14 protein-coding genes are annotated in these 16,902 nt (G+C 65.9%); 5 read left to right on the plus strand and 9 right to left on the minus strand.

Features of this window, described 5'->3' with window-relative positions; all coding sequences use genetic code 11:
• Positions 1–55: 55 nt before the first annotated feature.
• Genes gspM through AB7290_RS30660 form a run of 9 tightly spaced genes read right to left on the minus strand, consistent with a single transcriptional unit; the run spans position 56 to position 7,531 of the window.
• Positions 56–613 carry a type II secretion system protein GspM gene (gspM, locus tag AB7290_RS30620; protein WP_245344176.1) on the minus strand — a complete coding sequence of 186 codons (558 nt, stop codon included), beginning with the start codon at positions 611–613 and terminating at the stop codon, positions 56–58.
• Positions 610–1,680, minus strand: coding sequence for a PilN domain-containing protein (locus AB7290_RS30625; RefSeq protein ID WP_085402759.1), 1,071 nt, complete (start codon positions 1,678–1,680; stop codon positions 610–612). The genes gspM and AB7290_RS30625 overlap by 4 nt, the downstream gene beginning before the upstream one ends.
• Entirely contained in the window at positions 1,677–2,624 is a 948-nt protein-coding gene (locus tag AB7290_RS30630) for a general secretion pathway protein GspK (RefSeq protein ID WP_085402758.1), read from the minus strand. The genes AB7290_RS30625 and AB7290_RS30630 overlap by 4 nt, the downstream gene beginning before the upstream one ends.
• Positions 2,621–3,304, minus strand: coding sequence for a PulJ/GspJ family protein (locus AB7290_RS30635; RefSeq protein WP_085402757.1), 684 nt, complete (start codon positions 3,302–3,304; stop codon positions 2,621–2,623). The genes AB7290_RS30630 and AB7290_RS30635 overlap by 4 nt, the downstream gene beginning before the upstream one ends.
• Complete coding sequence (locus AB7290_RS30640; protein ID WP_085402756.1) at positions 3,304–3,708, minus strand: prepilin-type N-terminal cleavage/methylation domain-containing protein; 405 nt, start codon at positions 3,706–3,708, stop codon at positions 3,304–3,306. Before AB7290_RS30640 ends, AB7290_RS30635 begins: the two co-directional genes overlap by 1 nt.
• The gene (locus AB7290_RS30645) at positions 3,686–4,159 is read right to left on the minus strand and encodes a prepilin-type N-terminal cleavage/methylation domain-containing protein (RefSeq protein WP_256461638.1); all 474 of its coding nucleotides are present in this window, start codon (positions 4,157–4,159) and stop codon (positions 3,686–3,688) included. Before AB7290_RS30645 ends, AB7290_RS30640 begins: the two co-directional genes overlap by 23 nt.
• Positions 4,137–4,607, minus strand: a complete 471-nt coding sequence (gene gspG / locus AB7290_RS30650) for a type II secretion system major pseudopilin GspG (RefSeq protein WP_085402755.1) — start codon at positions 4,605–4,607, stop codon at positions 4,137–4,139. The genes AB7290_RS30645 and gspG overlap by 23 nt, the downstream gene beginning before the upstream one ends.
• A gap of 16 nt (positions 4,608–4,623) precedes the next feature.
• The gene (locus AB7290_RS30655) at positions 4,624–5,841 is read right to left on the minus strand and encodes a type II secretion system F family protein (RefSeq protein ID WP_085402754.1); all 1,218 of its coding nucleotides are present in this window, start codon (positions 5,839–5,841) and stop codon (positions 4,624–4,626) included.
• Between the two features lie 4 nt (positions 5,842–5,845).
• Positions 5,846–7,531, minus strand: coding sequence for a GspE/PulE family protein (locus AB7290_RS30660; RefSeq protein ID WP_085402753.1), 1,686 nt, complete (start codon positions 7,529–7,531; stop codon positions 5,846–5,848).
• A 396-nt stretch (positions 7,532–7,927) separates the two neighbouring features.
• On the opposite strand from AB7290_RS30660, the gene gspD reads away from it, so the two are divergent.
• The 5 genes from gspD to AB7290_RS30685 all read left to right on the plus strand — a co-directional run bounded on the left by gspD (position 7,928) and on the right by AB7290_RS30685 (position 16,841).
• Positions 7,928–10,201, plus strand: a complete 2,274-nt coding sequence (gspD, locus tag AB7290_RS30665) for a type II secretion system secretin GspD (RefSeq protein ID WP_245344174.1) — start codon at positions 7,928–7,930, stop codon at positions 10,199–10,201.
• 31 nt (positions 10,202–10,232) lie between these two features.
• Positions 10,233–10,730, plus strand: a complete 498-nt coding sequence (locus AB7290_RS30670) for a tetratricopeptide repeat protein (RefSeq protein ID WP_085402751.1) — start codon at positions 10,233–10,235, stop codon at positions 10,728–10,730.
• A 204-nt stretch (positions 10,731–10,934) separates the two neighbouring features.
• Positions 10,935–11,582: a transglutaminase-like cysteine peptidase gene (locus tag AB7290_RS30675; RefSeq protein WP_071915607.1), complete on the plus strand. Its 648-nt coding sequence runs from the start codon at positions 10,935–10,937 to the stop codon at positions 11,580–11,582.
• Between the two features lie 247 nt (positions 11,583–11,829).
• On the plus strand, positions 11,830–13,215 hold the full coding sequence (locus AB7290_RS30680; protein WP_085402750.1) for an AIDA repeat-containing protein: 1,386 nt from the start codon (positions 11,830–11,832) through the stop codon (positions 13,213–13,215).
• A 464-nt stretch (positions 13,216–13,679) separates the two neighbouring features.
• Complete coding sequence (locus AB7290_RS30685; protein WP_354112444.1) at positions 13,680–16,841, plus strand: AIDA repeat-containing protein; 3,162 nt, start codon at positions 13,680–13,682, stop codon at positions 16,839–16,841.
• Positions 16,842–16,902: the final 61 nt, after the last annotated feature.

Raw genomic sequence — 16,902 nt, forward strand, 5'->3', positions numbered from 1 at the left:
CGCCCACCGCGCAACGATCGCGAGCTGATTTCGCCTCCACCCGAGGTCGCTTCGTTCACTTCGCGTTCTGTCGCTGCGCCGAGATGCCGAGGACCAGGCGCAACTTACTGTTGTCGGCGCTGCCCGAGGCGGCCTGGACGACCAGACCATCGATGAACAGAAAGGGCATGCCGGCCTCCAGGTCATAGAGGAGCGGCTGAAGAGATGCGGAAGCGAGCTCGATGTTGAAAGTCGCCGAGACGAAGCCGGATTTGGCGAGCGGTCCCTGGACATCGACCTGTGACGACAGTGTGTTGCCGTTCACCCGCTTGGTCGCCGCGAGCACCCGCTGGAGCAGCACGGCGCTTGCGACCGAGGCCGTCTGTCCTTCGAGGAACGCCGAGCCCGTGGGAACGCTGATATCGGCCCGGACGGCGGGCGGCGGCGTAGCACGCCGGGCCTCGAGCGTCTGAAGGATCTCTGCCGCTGACGCCGCAGCATCGCGGCTACCCAGGATCTCGATCACGGTCTGCACTGTCGTGAACGCGAACAGCACCACCAGCGCCACATAGGCCGCGACCGCTGCGACCGGTAAGCGCGTGAGATATCCTTCGAACTTCTGCATGCTGATCATGTGCCCGGCCCGAATTGCGGCTTGATCCTGGTCTCGATGTGGAAGCGCTCGCCCGCCTCGTTGGCGGCGCGCGTCGTCGGTGCGAAGAAGCCTGCGCTGGCGAAATGCGGTGACTGCTCCAGGATCTGGATCAGCGACGGGGCGTCGCTGGTCAGACCCGTGATCTGGAGCTTGTCGCCCTCGATCCTCAGCTCGGTCGCGTAGGTGTGGTCGGGCAAGAGGCCGGACAGCTCTTCCAGCACCATCACGGCCGACGGCATCGTCTGCTTGCGGCGCGCCAGGATTTCGAGGGGCGAGCTGCCCTGGCCGCCCTGCCCGCCGCGCGCGAGCGCGCGGCGCTCGGCGATCCTGCGCTGGGTCTGCTGCAGCTGGGCATCGTAGGAATCGGTGGCGATCCCGCCGAGCCCGACCGACAGCATCGCCAGCACGCCGGTCGTCGCGAGGACTGCGATCAACGCAAAGCGGAGCCGGCTCGAGCCGGTTTGCCCGCCGACGCGCTGATGATAGACGGCGACCCGCTCCATCCCGGGCGCAGAGGTCGAGATCTCGACGGCGGCCGCGCCTGCATCGAGGAGAGCTTGCGACAACGATGTCACCGCCGCGCGCGCCGTCGCGACCACCGTCAACTCGACCTGGTCGTCGGCGATCGCCCGCGGCGGCGTCCAGTGAAACACCGCTTCCGCCGGGCTCCAGGGTGTCAGCCGATCGATCTGGGCACGAATGATGCCGTCGAGAAACTCGACTGCACGTCCCGGCAACTCCAGCGGACGAAATACGAAGCGCGATGGCTGAAGCGCGAGGTCGACCATCGCACCCTTCATCGCCGCGGACCATTCGTCCGACAACGGTTCGCTGATCATGCCGTCGACGACGTTGATGCGACTGTGCGGCAGATCGGCATCCTTGCTCGTCGTCGAGGCAAGGCGCAGCGTCAGAGCGCCCTCCTCGTCCTCGCTGATCGCGATCTGCCGCGCACCGCGCGCTCGTTCGAGCCGCGCGCTCGCCGTGCGCGCAACGCTGTCGATCCACAGCGACAGCGCGGCGGCGATTTGACTGGGAATACTCATCGGCTCTCCCGCGGCCTCGGCCGCCCTCCTCGATCCGGATCAACCTCGTCGGTCCACGCCAGTACGCGGAAGGCCTCCTTCTCGCCCGGTCCCGGAATCCGGATCACCGCCTCGGGCGTTCGTTGCCGGCCGTCCCGCAGCGTGATCCGTATGCGCACCCGATAGGCGTCGCTCGCCGATATCGTGGCGCCCGGCTGCCGCCCGCCGAGCGCGCCGATGACGAACTCTGGATTGTCGGGCGGCAGGTCCGCGCGCTGATTGAGGAAGGCGTCGAGCCTGGCCGTCGTCATGTCCGGCAATGCCGCGATCACCTCCGGCGCGCCATCGAGCACGTTGACCTCCGCCATACCGCTGTAGACGGTCACGAAAGGCAACGCACGCTCGATCAGCTCGACCGGCAGGCCGAGCACCAGCCACAGCTCATCGGCGCTGGCGAATGGCGCTTGCCGCGGCACGTAAGCGAGGTCCGCCGCAGCATAGGCCGCCGGCTCCGTATCCCGCCCGTCCGGTCTCGGCGTGCGCCGCCAGGCGACGACGCGCGCGGCATATTCGTCGGCTGCTTCCGCCGGCGCGCCGAGCGCCCTGAACAGTCCCGCGATCATCGCACGCGGCGCCATATTGAGATTGATCCGTGCCGATTCCGACATGTACTCGACCCGCACGGAGGCATCCGCCAGGCGGAAGCCGAAGCCGCCATGGGTCGGACGCCGCATCGTCGCAGGCGCCGACAATTGGTAGGCGGCGAGCTCGACACCCGCCGAACCCAGCATCTCCCATTGCGTCGCCGCGTCCAGCGCCGAGAGCGCATTGGCCGATTGCGCGATGTAGACCGAAGCGACGGTCGCAAGCGCGGCCAATCCCGCGAGCAGCCACAGGGTGGCGACGACGATGAACCCGTCCTGCGCCGCAAGCTTGCGTCTCAGTCGAGCGGCCGGATTGGTCATTGCGTCGGCCCGTTACCGGGTTGCGTCTGCGTCGCCTCCTGCTCGGTCGACGGATCCGGCCGCGGCGCGCTTGTCTCGACATGGATCCGCGCGGCGCTCGAAATCACGGTTCCGCGCTCGACATCCCTGATGTCGAAGCGGACCGACATCGGCAGTTCGCCGGAGTTGAGCCAGCGGCTGCCCCATTTGCCGTCAAGGCCGGCATAGGCGAAGCTGATGCGATATGGCAGCCGCAGCAGCACGACGGGATCGACGAACGGAATCTGGTCTGCCCTGGGATCTCCCGCCTTCAGCAGCACGAACGGCGCGCGCATGCGCACCAGTGCCGGACCGTTTCTGTCGTTGATCTCGGAGATCCGCACGATCTCCAGCCCCGGCCGACCATTCGGGCCGAGCACGGAGCGGACGAACATCACGGCCTGCTCCCCGCCGCGAAACAACGGCAGATTGTCCGACCGCGTCACGTAGTCGGCCGCCGCCAGATCGGCCGTGAGCCGGTCGAGAGCGACCGCGACCTGCTCATTGCGCTGGGCACGGATGATGCCGCGATTCCAGCTCGGCAGCCATTGCCCGGTGACCGAGGCCAGCGCGCCCATGATCAGGCCCATCAGTGCCAGCGCAACCAGGGCTTCGAACAGCGTGAAGCCGTCTTCGGCGCGCCATTGCCGGGCGTCGGTCATCAGCTCCCGCCCCTGCTCTGCAAGCGGATCGTTTCGAACGACACCATCGCCCCGCCCGGCGCCTGCACGCGCAATTCGACGCGCTGCGGAACGAACCGCGACTCCGGCACGACAGGCACATCATCGAGGAATGGCGTCATACGCATCTGCCAGCGGTGGCCGGCGACCCGTCCGCGCAGATCATCAAGCATCGGCGCTCCGGCGCGCGGCAAGGTGGACACCACCACGCGCGCCGCATTGACGAGGGCGGCATGCTGCTCGAGCTTCCAGGCGCCGCGCGAATTGGTCGCGACCAACGTTCCGATCGCGGCGAGCACGATCGTCACCAGCGCGAGCGCCACGACGGCCTCGATCATGGTGAAGCCGGCTTCGCGCCGGCGGCTAGAGGACTTCCTGCGCGACAATGTCCACGCCTCCCGTCAGCCAGTTCACGCGCACCTCGACGGCGTTGCCGAGACGTGTCAGGCGGATCGTGCCGCCGCATGACATGCCGCTGGCAAAAAAACTGATGGTAGAGAACGCCGGCCGGCCGTTGCATCGTTGCGGCAGCAGCGCGTCGAACACCACGTCCTGCGGCACCTGGATGATCCAGGGGCCCGACCCCGACCTCACGGTACGCGCCCGCGCGTCCACAACGGCGCTGACCGCGCCGTAGCGCGACAGCGCGGCGTTGCGGTCGGCCTTGAGCAGGGCCGCAACCTCGATCGCATAAGCCTCGAGCCGCGGCCGCGAGGTCTGCGACGGAAAGCGCGGCAGCAGCACGGCCGCGAGCATCGCGACGATGGCCAGCACGCAGACCATTTCGAGCAGCGTGAAGCCGGCCTCGCCCGTATCAGTTCGCTCCGGAGACGAGATCAGTCGACGTTCCCGTCCCGCCTTCCTGTCCGTCGGAGCCGAGCGAGCGAATTTCGTAGGGCGCGCGTTCCGCCGGCTGCTTGTAGACATAAGGATTGCCCCATGGGTCGTTGGGAACGTTGCCGCCCTTCAAATACGGGCCATTCCAGGACGCCACGCCGCTCACGGCATGCGCGAGGGCGCCCAGTCCTTCCGAGCTGGTCGGGAAGCGTCCGGCGTCGAGGTAGAACAGGTCGAGCGCGCTGCTGAAACTCTGGATCTGTATCTTGGCCGCCTTGACGCGGGATTCGCTGAGATAGTTCAGCACTCGCGGGCCGACCAGCGCCATGATCATGCCGATGATGGTGATGACGACCAGCATCTCCACCAGCGTAAAGCCTTCCTCGCCGCGACGCCGGCGCCGCCGCCTCGGCGCAGGGAACAGCCCCTTCTTGGAAACGCGGATCATGCGAACCCTCCCCTTCTCAACCGACAACTTGCGTCACTGACAACAGCGCCGTCATGACCGACACGATCAGGCCCCCGACCACGACGCTGATGAGGATGATCGCGGCAGGCCCGATGATGGCGACGACGCGATCGAGCTGCCGCTGCAGCTTCTCCTCGTAGAACTCCGCGACCCGGCCCGACAGCGTCGGCAACTGCCCGGTCTCCTCGCCAAGCCGCAGCATCCGCACCGCGACGGGCGGCAGCACGGCCGAAGCGGCCAGCGCCTCGGCGAGCCTGCCGCCATGGCGCACGCGGTCGGCCATCGCCGCCCAGGCCTGCACGTTGCCGGTCGCATTCATGATGTCGATCAGGATGCGAAGCGTCGCCGTCAGCGTCACGCCGCTGCCGAGCAAGATGCCGAGATTGCGCGAGAACAGCGCGGCGCGATGGAATTCGACCACGGTCGAGATCACAGGCAGCCGCGCGATCTGCGTCACGATGCTGGCGCGGACCGATGGCCTGCGCCACGCCAGCCAGCCGCCGATGACGGCGATCGCAACCACAGCGCCGACCTCGAAGCCGTGACCGCGCAGGATGTCCGACAGCGTCAGGAACACCTCGATGACGGGATCGGTCTTGGCGTTGAAGTCGCGCAACACCGCCGAAAACTGCGGAAGCACGAACGTGACGAAGAATATCAATACGCCGCCGGCCGCGAGCAGGACGAAGGCGGGATATTGCAGGGCGCCGGTCACCTTGCGGCGCAGAGCCTCCGCGCGCGTGCGCTCAGTCCCGATCGTCTCCAGAATGTGGTCCAGCGTGCCCGACATCTCGCCGACTCTGACCAGGGCGACATACATGGGCGGAAACAGCGTCGGCTCGCGCGCAAGCGCTTCGGCAAAGCTCTCGCCGGACATGATCGCGGTCTTGATGGTATTGACGACCGGACGCAGCCGGCTGACGTCCATGTCGCCTGCGAGCAGTTCGAGCGCATCATTCAGCCGGGCACCGGCCTTCAGGAGCAGAGCAAGGTCGCGCGTGAAGATCGTGACATCCGCGGGCCCCGGCTTCGACAACGTCAACGACGCCAGCGAGAGCGACCAGCCCTTGGCTTCCTCCTCGGGCCCGGCATCGATCGCGACTAGGCCGAGATATTCGATGCGTTGGGACACTTCGGCGAGGTTGGCCGCCGTGATCGAGCCGGAGACCACCTCTCCCTTCTGCGTCAGCGCACGATAGCGAAAGTTCGGCATCTCGTCACCGCACGGTGGTTACGCGCAGGATCTCCGCCGCCGAGGTCATGCCCGACAGGCATTTGGCGAGGCCATCCTCGATCATGGTCGTCATGCCGTTGCGGATGGCCACCTTGTCGATGGATTCCCAGTCGGACTGTTCCTCGACCAGCGCGCGGACTTCCTCGTTCATCTCGAGCACCTCGAACACGCCGATACGGCCGCGATAACCGACATTGCCGCAGCGCTCGCAGCCGACGGGTTCGAAGATGACATTGCCGACGGACAGACCGACCGCCGTGTAACGCGGATCGGCCTCGACGTCGGCATGGGTCAGCGGCCGACTGCTCTTGCAGCGGTCACAGAGCTGGCGGACCAGGCGCTGCGCGATCACCGCGCGCAAGGTCGAGCGCAGCAGGAACGCCTCGACGCCGAGATCAAGCAGGCGCGGCACGGCGGCCGCCGCCGTCTCGGTGTGCAGCGTGGTCAGCACGAGATGGCCGGTGAGCGCTGCGTGGATCGCGACATGAGCGGTCTCGGAGTCGCGGACTTCGCCGACCATGATGACGTCGGGGTCCTGGCGCACAAAGGAGCGCAGCGCGGTGGCGAAGGTCAGGCCGATCGAGGGCTTGGCCTGCGACTGGGAGATGCCGGGGATCTCGTATTCGACGGGATCCTCGATGGTCAGGATCTTTCGGGTCGGCTCGTTGAGCAGCGACAGCACGGTCGCGAGCGTCGTGGTCTTGCCGCTGCCGGTCGGGCCGGTGACGATGATCATGCCGTGCGGCAGTGCCAGCATGCGCCGCAATTTGCCCTGGTCGCCGGCCAGGAAGCCGAGCTTGTCGATCGACAGCAGAGCGCGGTCCCGCGGCAGCAGGCGGATGACGGCGGACTCGCCATGCTGCGTCGGCATGATCGCGACGCGCACGTCGATCTCCGAGCGCGCCGCCCGCACCCGCGCGCCGCCGTCCTGCGGCAACCGGCGCTCGGCGATGTTCAGTCCCGCCAGGATCTTGATGCGCGAGATCACCGCCGCCGGGGGCACGCCGTTCGGTGTCGCGACATTGCGCAGCAGCCCGTCGACGCGCATCCGTATCACCAGCGAGGTGCGGCCGGGCTCGATATGGATATCGCTGGCGCGCAGCTCGACGGCGGTCTCGAACATGTCGTTGACGGCGCGAACGACCGGCGCGCCGCTGGCGAGGTCGCGCAGATTGTCGATGTCGTCATCCTGCGCTGTGGCATTGACGGCGGTTTCGGCGCTCGCGCTCTCCTCCTCGCCGAGACGCTGGTCGAGCACGGTGGCGATATCCTCGAACGAGGCAACCTTGATGGTCGGCGCCGTGCCAAGCACGATTGCAGCCGCCTGTATCGAGGCCCGGTCCGTGGGGTCGGCCAGCACAAGCACTGGCGATCCGCCAGCGGGCTGACACGGGAACACCGCCATTTCGCGCAGGAACCGGCGCGAAAACTGCTGCGCGCGGGATTCCGTCGCCATCATCTCCTGAAGCGTGACGCGCGGAAGCTCGAAGAACAGCGACACCTCGTCGGCGAATTCGCTCGCCGACAATTCACTCATTTCCCACAGCTTACGCAGACCACCTTCGGCGGGGCGGGACCCATTCGGCCTGCCGAGCTTGTCCGCGTCCGGCTTCAGGCCAACCTTCTGGCTGAAACGAGCGACGAACTCGTGCGCATTCGGGGAGGCCATGAACGTCTACCGTAGTCACTCTGACGGCCGCAGAGCGGCGAGCGGGCCGTTTACCTTAGTTTTCCGATTGGAAATGTGACGGCATGATCGATCGCAATATCGTCCCCGGCCAGTCACAACATGATCGAACAGAACGTCCTTGATGTCCCTGCGCAATTTTCCGTCGCATCACATTCTCACAACAAGCTCGCGCGACGGGCGCAAGGCTAACAGAATTCGTAACACACGACTGTCATACGAGAGGGTTAAGCAAGCCGCATTCGGCCCGCCCCGCCTCGACGGGAACAACAGCGGGCGGCGCGTGAGTGAGGCAGTCCAGTGAGCCGAGCAACATTCCGGATCGGCTTGGTTGTCCAATGCGCTGCCATCTGCGTATTGCTCGGATCGTGCAACACGGTGAGCGGCATCGCCGATGCCGACACCAAGGATCCGGATGTCTTCGACAAGGTCCGCTCGGTTGACCTGTTGCCGCGCTATCCGAACCAGTTGCCGCAGCGCGAGCTCTCGACCGGCCCCCGCGCCAAGACCGCGATCTACGCTGCGGTTGCCAGCGACGATGCGCCAACCGCCACCTCCTCGCAGCAAGCGGCGGTCAGCACCGACCGGTTCGAGCTCAACTTCGACAATTCGCCGGTCGCGTCCGTCGCCAAGATCGTGCTCGGCGACATCCTCGGCGTCGGCTACGTCATCGATCCGCGCGTCCAGGGTAATATCAGCCTCTCCTCGGGCCGCCCGATCCCCAAATCAGACGTCGTCTTCGCGCTCGAAAACGCGCTGCGGATCGGCGGCGTCGCGCTGGTGCGGGACGATACCGGCTACCGGTTGATGCCGCAGGGCGACGCGGTCGGCGTCGGCGGTGCGGACGCCTCCGATCGCATGACACCGGGTTACGGTATAACGATCGTGCCGCTGCAATATGTCTCGGCGCAGACCGTCATCAAGCTGGTCGACAGTTTTGCCACCAAGCAGGGCATGATCCGCGCCGACACCAGCCGCAACCTGATCCTGATCCAGGGCTCCGGCAGCGAGCGCCGCAACGCGGTCGATCTCGTGCTGAGCTTCGATGCGGACTTCTTGAAGGGACAATCGGTCGGCATCTTCCCGGTGCAGAACAGCAATCCGGGACCGATCATCGCCGAGCTCGAAAAAATTGTCGATTCCGGCGAAGGCGGCATGACGCAGAACGTGATTAAATTCCAGTCGATCGCCCGGATGAACGCGGTGCTCGCGGTGACACGGAAGCCGGAGCTGTTGAACCGTGTCGAGACCTGGATCCGCCGCCTCGACACCACCAATACAGGCCGCTCCGCGGTCCACGTCTACCGCGTGAAGTTCGGCGACGCCCGGCAGATCGCGCGGGTGCTCAACGACGTCTTCGGTTCGAGCAGCTCTTCCGGCTCGTCCGCCTCTCAGCTCGACAGCCCCGGCGGACAGGTCGCACCAGGATCCGGCCTCGCCTCGAGCTCGAGCGGCGGCTCTGCGCTCAGCCGCCTGTCGGCCTCGCCCAATCAGTCGAGCAGCGGCTTTGGCTCGAATTCAGGCGGACGCGCCGCAAGCGCGGGTGCTTCCGACGCGTCCACCGGCAATCAGGCCGCCTACGGTTCATCATCCGCTTCGCAAGGCGGCGGCAGCCTGTTCGACAACTCCTCCACAGGACAGAATTCAGGCCGCGGCGGCACAGGTCCCGGCAACGTTCTCGACGGTGTCCGCATCACTGCCGACAGTGTCAACAACACGCTATTGATCTATGCGAGCCAGGAACAGTACCGGATCATCGAGCAGACCATCAAGGAGATCGACCAGCCGCAGCTCCAGGTCGCCATCGACGCCACCATCGCCGAGGTGACGCTGACCGACGATCTCCAGTACGGTATCCAGTCCTACATCATGAGCCGCGATGTCGGCCTGAAGCCCAACACCGGCTCGGTGGGCTTTAACGGCGCAACGTCGGTCGCCGCGGCGGCAGCCGATGTCGTGCTCCAGCGCGCCATCCCCGGCTTCAACTTCCTGGTCGGCTCGGCGCAGACGCCGCGCGCCGTGCTCAACGCGCTGCATGCGATCACCGACGTCAAGGTGCTGTCGAACCCGTCCGTGGTCGTGATCGATAACCAGGTCGCGACCCTCCAGGTCGGCGACGAGATCCCGATCCAGACCGGAAGCGCAACCGTGCTGACCGGCAACAACACCATCGCCAACACGACCGACTACCGCAGCACCGGCATCATTCTGCGCGTGGTGCCGCGGATCAATGCCAACGGCAATGTCAGGCTCGATGTCGAGCAGGAGATCTCCAATCCGGTCAGCAACTCGTCGTCAGGGTCGTCCTCGACGTCGACCAACTCGCTGACGCCGACGGTGTCGACCCGCAAGGTGCGCAGCTCGGTCGCGGTCGCCAGCGGACAGACGGTCCTGCTGGCGGGCCTGATCAGCGACACCCAGACCAAGAGCCGCGCGGGCATTCCGGGCCTCGACCAGATTCCCGGCCTCGGCGAAGCCGTGTTCGGACAGACGGACAAGCAGGTCAAGCGCACCGAGCTTATCATCTTCATCCGGCCGCAGATCATCCGCGACGGCGCCGATGCTCATTTCGTTGCCGAGGAGCTGCGCACCAAGCTGCGCGGTACGATCAACGCGATCGGGCCGAGGCCCGCGCCGACGACCTACCGCTGAGCCAGTACAAATTGCCCGAGGAGCGGTTCACATGATCAGGTCCAGCAGACTCTTGATTGCCGCCATCGTGCTGGGACTTGCCTCGACAAGCATCGCCCACGCAGATTCCCTCGGCGCTGGAACCGGCGCCTTCAACCGCGGCGACTACAATACCGCTGCCCGTCTGCTGTTGCCGCAGGCCGAGCGCGGCAATGCCCGCGCGCAAGGGATGGTCGGCTTCATGTACGCGACGGGACAAGGCCTGCCGCAGGCCTATGACGCCGCCGGCTACTGGTACAGGCTGGCCGCCGAGCAAGGCGACACCACGTCGCAATATCTGCTCGGCCTCGCCTACGACAAGGGCCAGGGCGTGCCGCAGGACGACGTCGCCGCCTACAAATGGCTGAACCTCGCGGCTGCGCATGCACCGAGGAAAACGCGCGAGAATTTTGCAAAGCTGCGCAATGCGGTCGCCTCGAAGATGAGCCGCGGCCAGATCGCGGCCGGCCAATGGCACGCGCTGCGCTGGCCCGGGGAGTCGCCGTTCTGATCGACGGCGGGGGCCGCAAGCCGCGGCGGAATGCCGTCATATCGATGATGTGACGGCGTAACGCCTGCCTTAACGAAAATCATACCATCACCGCCGCCGGCCCGGCCGACATCGCGCGGATCGGTACAATTTGAAGCAATAGCTTAGTCGGATCGCGAGCTGTCTCTGCCAACGTCCCCTGCACAGGGAGCGTCGGGGCACGACATGGCGGGAAATCGCAACGCAAAGCAGAGACTGACGACGCTGGCGGCCGCCGGCCTTGCCGCGGCCTGCCTGTCGATGGCGCTGCCGGCCCATGCTTTCCTGGCCCGCCCCACCCTGTTTGCTGCGATCGGCGCTGCGACCAAGGCACCGTCCGGCTGGCAACAGTTCTGCGCCGAGAATGCCGAGGACTGCCGGCCCGGCGCTGATCAGGCCCGGGACGTCGTGCTCACGCCCGAACTGCTTCAGCAGCTCTACGAGACGAACAAATACGTCAATGATCGCGTCGCCTGGACCAGCGATGACGCGCTTTACGGCAAGGCCGAACGCTGGACGCTTCCGCTCGATCGCGGCGATTGCGAGGACATCGTCCTGCTCAAGCGCAAGATGCTCGCTAAGCTGGGCTGGCCGCAGGGATCGCTCCTGATCACAACGGTCGAGGAGCCGGGTCCGGCCAAAGGTCGTCACGCCGTACTCACCGTCCGCTCCGACCGCGGCGAGATGATCCTCGACAACCAGACCCCGGAAATCCTGTTCTGGTACGAGACCAAATACCGCTACCTGTCGCGGCAAAGCGCCACCGACCCGAACGTCTGGGTGGCCTTTGGCTCCGAGCAACCGAAGCCGCCGGCTTTTCCCGTCGAGCGTTAATTCCCCGTAGAGCGACCCTGAAGACCAGCCTCTCGGCCACGGCGCGCCGCGCGGTCGCCGGTCATGCGCAACAGTCCGCATGACCTCGCAAGACGTCCGACGTTTCGCCGCACCTTCTTGTTCTGAACATCACTATAACATTATTCGCGCGTTATGATACAAAATATATCATTAGCTACGGAATGATTCCCATTCCGAGTTGTATCATCATCGCGACCATCCCCATTAGCGCTCATTTGAGGCATCAATGACCACTCAAGTTGTATTTGGCGGCACGACAACGATCTCCGCCCCCACCACCACGACCTACATCGTCGTCTCGGGCACGCTCGACGTCGCCAGCGGCGGCGTCGTGTCCGGCGCGACCGCGGTCGGCCCCGGCACTGTCATCATGATCGAGGCCGGCGGCACCGCCAACAACTCGACCATCGCCGGCGGTGTGCAGTACAATTACGGCACGGCCAACGGCGTCGTCATCTCCAACGGCGGCACCCAGCACGTCTATGGCGGCACCGCCAGTAACGTCGTGATCAGCGCCGGCGGTTACCAGGACGTCATGAACGCCACCGTCACCGGAACGACGCTCGCCGGCTTCCAGCAGGTGCATGTCGGCGGCGTGACCTATGCGACGGTCATCGTCAACGGCGGTAACGAGTTCGTGGCGGCCGGCGGCACCACCAATGGCACCATCGTCTCGTCGGGCGGCCTGCAATATGTCGGCACCGACGGCACCGCCAATGGCACCGCGATCAACAATGGCGGCAATCAATACGTGCTCGGCACCGGCAACGACACCGTCGTGTTCGGCGGCGGCGTCCAGGAAGTCGCCGGAACGACCAACAACACCACCGTCAACAGCGGGGGCATTCAGCACATCGTGCTGGACGGCACCGCGATCACGACGACCGTGCAGGCCGGCGGCTTCCAGCAGGTCAACAGCGGCACCGTGCAGAGCAGCCAGGTCAGCGGCGGCCTTCAGGTTCTCGGCACCGGCAGTTCGACCGACACGGTGGTCCTGTCCGGTGGCAGCGAATATATCGGCTCCGGCGCTTCGGCGACGGGAACGACGGTCAACGCCGGCGGCCTACAGTATGTGGACGTTGGCGGTTCGGCGGCCTCCACGACGGTCAACGGCGGCTTCGTCTTCGTGGCGGGCACCGCCTCGAACGCGACTGTCAACAGTGGTGAGTTCGATGTCGCGGGCACGGCGAGCAACACGCATCTCGCCGGCGGCGCCGAATACGTCTATGCCGGCGGCGTCCAGAACGGCGTCGATTTCGCAGGCACGGCTTCGACGCTCTATCTCGAGGACGCGTCCGGCCTGACCGGCACGATCTCGAATTTCGAGGTCGGCGACGTCATCGACTTCCGCAACCTCGCTGTGAGCTCGTACGAATTCGATGGCGCGACGCTCACGCTGATCACCGGCAATGGCTCCCTCGCCTATCAGTTCGCAGGCGTCGAGGCCGGCACCGCGTTGAACGTCGCCTCCGACGGCCATGGCGGCACGTCCGTGTCGCTGTCGCTGCTCTCGCAGTTCTCGGCGAGCCTGGTCCCGGATGCTGGCGAAGGCGCGATCACGCAGCAAAGCTCTGATCCCGAGAGCGCCTCGCTCGTTCACGCCCAGAGCTGACCTGAGACGACGTTGCTGTACCGGGACAAGTCCCGGTACAGCTTCCTCGGCTGTCGAGCCCTGCTCCGGCCAAGGCCATCGGCGCAAGCCTCGCCACTCTTCGCTCATCAAATCTCAGACGCAACAGGTCGCGCGCCATCGAGGGGCAGCGCGCGAGCACGTTCATCCGCAACGCGGGCCGTGCGACACGGCTCCAGTCACGCCTGCCTATGCGGGAGGCATGCCCAGCGCCAGATTGCATACCATTTGGAGCACCCGCCTCGGCTGCACCCGCGGAACCTCCTCATATCATTGATATAACGTTATTCCGGACAAAATGCCGCATACCGCGCAAAAATGTATCATAAAATATCATAAATAGATCGTTTAGAGCCCGTGCAGGTTCGGCGCATGCCTCCGCAACAGGCGGTCGCAGCGCGGAATTCAGCCCTTCAGCGCTTCTTTAGCATCACTTGAGGTATGTTATGACCACCGTCGTAAAAATAGGTACCGAATTTCAGGTCAATAGCCAGACGGCTGGCAGCCAGTGGTATCCCTCCATTACCGGCCTCACCAATGGCGGCTTCGTCGTCACCTGGCAGGACGGCCTCGCCGGCTCCACCAGCGGCAGCAGCACGCTCGGCGACGCCAGCGGCTCCGCCGTCCATGCCCAGCTCTATGCGGCCGACGGCAGCAAGGTCGGCGGCGAATTCCTCGTCAACACCCAGACCAACGGCTCGCAGGCCTCCCCGGTCGTGACCGGCCTCAGCAACGGCGGCTTCGTCGTCTCCTGGCAGGACCAGAACTCCACGAGCGGCGACATCAAGGCCCAGATCTACGGCGCGAACGGCGCCCCGGTCGGCGGCGAATTCCTCATCAACTCCGTCACCGCCAACAACCAGAATACGCCCGCCATCACCGGCCTGCCCAATGGCGGCTTCGTCGTCGCCTGGACCAACCAGGGCAGCGTCGCGCCCGACATCAAGGCCCAGGTCTATGACGCGAACGGCGCCAAGGTCGGCTCCGAATTCCTCGTCAACTCCACCAGCGCCAACTTCGATCAGGAGCGCGCCTCGATAGCAACGCTCAGCAACGGCGACTTCGTCGTCACCTGGAACGATTTCCGCACCGGCAATTGGGAAGTCCGCGGCCAGGTGTTCCACCCGGGTGCGAGCGGCGCGACCAAGGTCGGCTCCGAATTCACCGTCGATACCGCTTATTACAACAGCCGCATGGTTGCCGGCGTGACCGGTCTTGCCAACGGCAATTTCGTCATCAGCTTCGAGGACACCAGCGGCGAAATCCGCGCGCAGGTCTTCACGGCTGGCGGCAGCAAGGTCGGCTCGGAATTCCAGGTCAACACCCAGACCGGCGGCAACCAGGGCTTTTCGAGCATCACCGCACTGACCGGCGGCGGCTTCGTCGTGACCTGGTCGGACGAAGGAACTGCCGACGGCAGCGGCTCCGGCATCAAGGCGCAGGTCTATGATACGGCCGGCAACAAGATCGGCGGCGAGTACATCGTCAACTCGCAGACCAACAGCTATCAGTACTATCCGACCGTCTCGGCGCTCGCCAATGGCGGCTTCGTCATCAGCTGGCAGGACTTCAGCCAGACGCTTGGTGACAACTCCTCCTACGGCATCACCGCGCAGGTCTTCAACCTCTCGAACGCCCCGACCGCACCGACCATCGTGTCGGTCACCGATGACGTCTCGCCCAACAGCGGCGCGCTCGCCAACGGCGCCAGCACCAACGACACCAACCTGACGGTCCGCATCGCAACCGGCAGCAACTTTGCCGGCGACGTCGTGCAGCTGTTCGACGGCCAGACCGCGATCGGCTCGGCAGTCACGCTCTCGCTAGCCGACATCGCGCGCGGCTACGTCGACATCCAGACCGGCGTGCTCGGCAACGCGGCCCACGCCATCACTGCGAAGGTCACCGATACGACCGGCGCCGTGAGCGATGCCGCCTCCGCGATCAACGTGACCGTGGACACGGTTGCCCCGGCCGTCGGCGTCACCGGCGTGACGCTCGACACTGCCAACCTGCCCACCTTCACGGTGAGCGGCACCACCGAAGCCGGCCTTCTGGTCTCGGTCTACGACGGTGCGACCCTGGTCGGCACCACCACGGCTGGCGCCAACGGCTCCTGGAGCCTCGCCGGCCTGACGCTGGTGGAAGGCGCCAACAACCTGACCGCCAAGACCATCGATGCAGCCGGCAACGCCGGCACCTCGACCGTCTTCGCGGCGCCGACGCTGGTCTCGACCGGCGCGGTTTCGGTCACGGGCGCATCGACGACCTCGCAGGGCTATGTCGTGCTCGGTGACGGCACTCTCGATGTCGTCACCGGCGGTAACGTCTCCGGCCAGATCACGATCGGCAATGGCGGCGTCGTCGACGTCCTCAACGGCGCGACCACTGAGCATACCGACATCCGTAGCGGCGGCGTGCAGTACGACTACGGCACCGCGAACGATACCATTGTTCACGCGGGCGGCCAGCAGCACGTCTACTTCGGCGGCAGCGCGAACGGTTCGACCGTCGAGGCCGGCGGCTACCAGGACGTCTACTCGAACTCGACCGTCACCAACGTCAGCCTCAGCGGCAACCAGCAGGTGCTGGCGGGCGGAACGGCCATCGACACCACGGTCTATAGCGGCGGCTACCAGTATGTCGGCGATGGCGGCACCAGCGCCGGCACGCTGGTCAAAACCGGCGGCTTCCAATACATCGATGCCGGCGGGTCGGCCAGCGACACCGTGATCGACGGCGGCTTCCAGTATGTCGACGGCACGGCAACCGGCGGCTCGGTCGGTGGCGGCAACTCGCTGGGCGGCGGCGTCGCGACCGGTGTGACCGTCAAGAACGGCGGCGCGCAGCACGTCTACCACGGCGGCAGCGCGACCGGCACGATCGTTGCGGCTGGCGGCTTCCAGGACGTCTACCATGCCACCGTCTCCGGCACGAACCTCAGCGGCAACCAGCAGGTGCTGGACGGCGGCATCGCCGCGAACACCGTGATCGAGAACGGCGGCAATTCGTACATTGGCGCGGGCGGATCGGTGACGGCGACGACGGTCAACGGCGGCGGCCTGCTCTATGTCGACGCCGGCGGCTCGGCCGCGTCCACGACGATCAACGGCGGAGTCGGGTTCGTGATCGGAACGGCGTCCAACACGACGCTCAACAGCGGCGAACTCGACGTCGCAGGCACCGCCGACAACACCCACCTTGCGGGCGGGGTCGAGCATGTCTTCGCCGGAGGCGTCCAGAACGGCGTCGACTTCGCCGGCTCGGCTGCAACGTTGACGCTCGAGAACGCTTCCGGCCTGACCGGCACGGTGTCGAACTTCGAACTCGGCGACACGATCGACCTGCTCAACACGTCGGTCTCGTCGTTCACCTTCGACGGTACGACACTGACGCTCGCCACGAACTCGGGCAGCCACACCTACCAGTTCGCGGGCGTTCAGTCCGGCACCGAGCTCAACGTCACCGACGACGGCCACGGCGGATCGGCGATCTCGCTGTCCCTGCTGGTGCAGCAGTCGGCGAGCATCGTCCCGGACGCCGGCGAGAGCAGCCTCGTGCCTTCGGACACGACGCAGCAGCAGCCCACGCTGGCCAGCCACGGCTGATCGGCCAATACGATCTGCGCACCGGGGTCCCGCCCCGGTGCGTCATGCGATCGCGGCGGGA

Origin of the sequence: Bradyrhizobium sp. 613_E4_N2_2, from assembly GCF_052075995.1 — a bacterium.
GTDB classification, from domain to species: Bacteria; Pseudomonadota; Alphaproteobacteria; order Rhizobiales; family Xanthobacteraceae; genus Bradyrhizobium; species Bradyrhizobium barranii.

Excerpts from the sequence above, each read along its gene's own strand:
- gspM (WP_245344176.1), bottom strand. The coding sequence starts at position 613 with ATGATCAGCATGCAGAAGTTCGAAGGATATCTCACGCGCTTACCGGTC.
- AB7290_RS30625 (WP_085402759.1), bottom strand. The coding sequence starts at position 1,680 with ATGAGTATTCCCAGTCAAATCGCCGCCGCGCTGTCGCTGTGGATCGAC.
- AB7290_RS30630 (WP_085402758.1), bottom strand. The coding sequence starts at position 2,624 with ATGACCAATCCGGCCGCTCGACTGAGACGCAAGCTTGCGGCGCAGGAC.
- AB7290_RS30635 (WP_085402757.1), bottom strand. The coding sequence starts at position 3,304 with ATGACCGACGCCCGGCAATGGCGCGCCGAAGACGGCTTCACGCTGTTC.
- gspG (WP_085402755.1), bottom strand. The coding sequence starts at position 4,607 with ATGATCCGCGTTTCCAAGAAGGGGCTGTTCCCTGCGCCGAGGCGGCGG.
- AB7290_RS30655 (WP_085402754.1), bottom strand. The coding sequence starts at position 5,841 with ATGCCGAACTTTCGCTATCGTGCGCTGACGCAGAAGGGAGAGGTGGTC.
- AB7290_RS30660 (WP_085402753.1), bottom strand. The coding sequence starts at position 7,531 with ATGGCCTCCCCGAATGCGCACGAGTTCGTCGCTCGTTTCAGCCAGAAG.
- AB7290_RS30670 (WP_085402751.1), top strand. The coding sequence starts at position 10,233 with ATGATCAGGTCCAGCAGACTCTTGATTGCCGCCATCGTGCTGGGACTT.
- AB7290_RS30675 (WP_071915607.1), top strand. The coding sequence starts at position 10,935 with ATGGCGGGAAATCGCAACGCAAAGCAGAGACTGACGACGCTGGCGGCC.
- AB7290_RS30680 (WP_085402750.1), top strand. The coding sequence starts at position 11,830 with ATGACCACTCAAGTTGTATTTGGCGGCACGACAACGATCTCCGCCCCC.
- AB7290_RS30685 (WP_354112444.1), top strand. The coding sequence starts at position 13,680 with ATGACCACCGTCGTAAAAATAGGTACCGAATTTCAGGTCAATAGCCAG.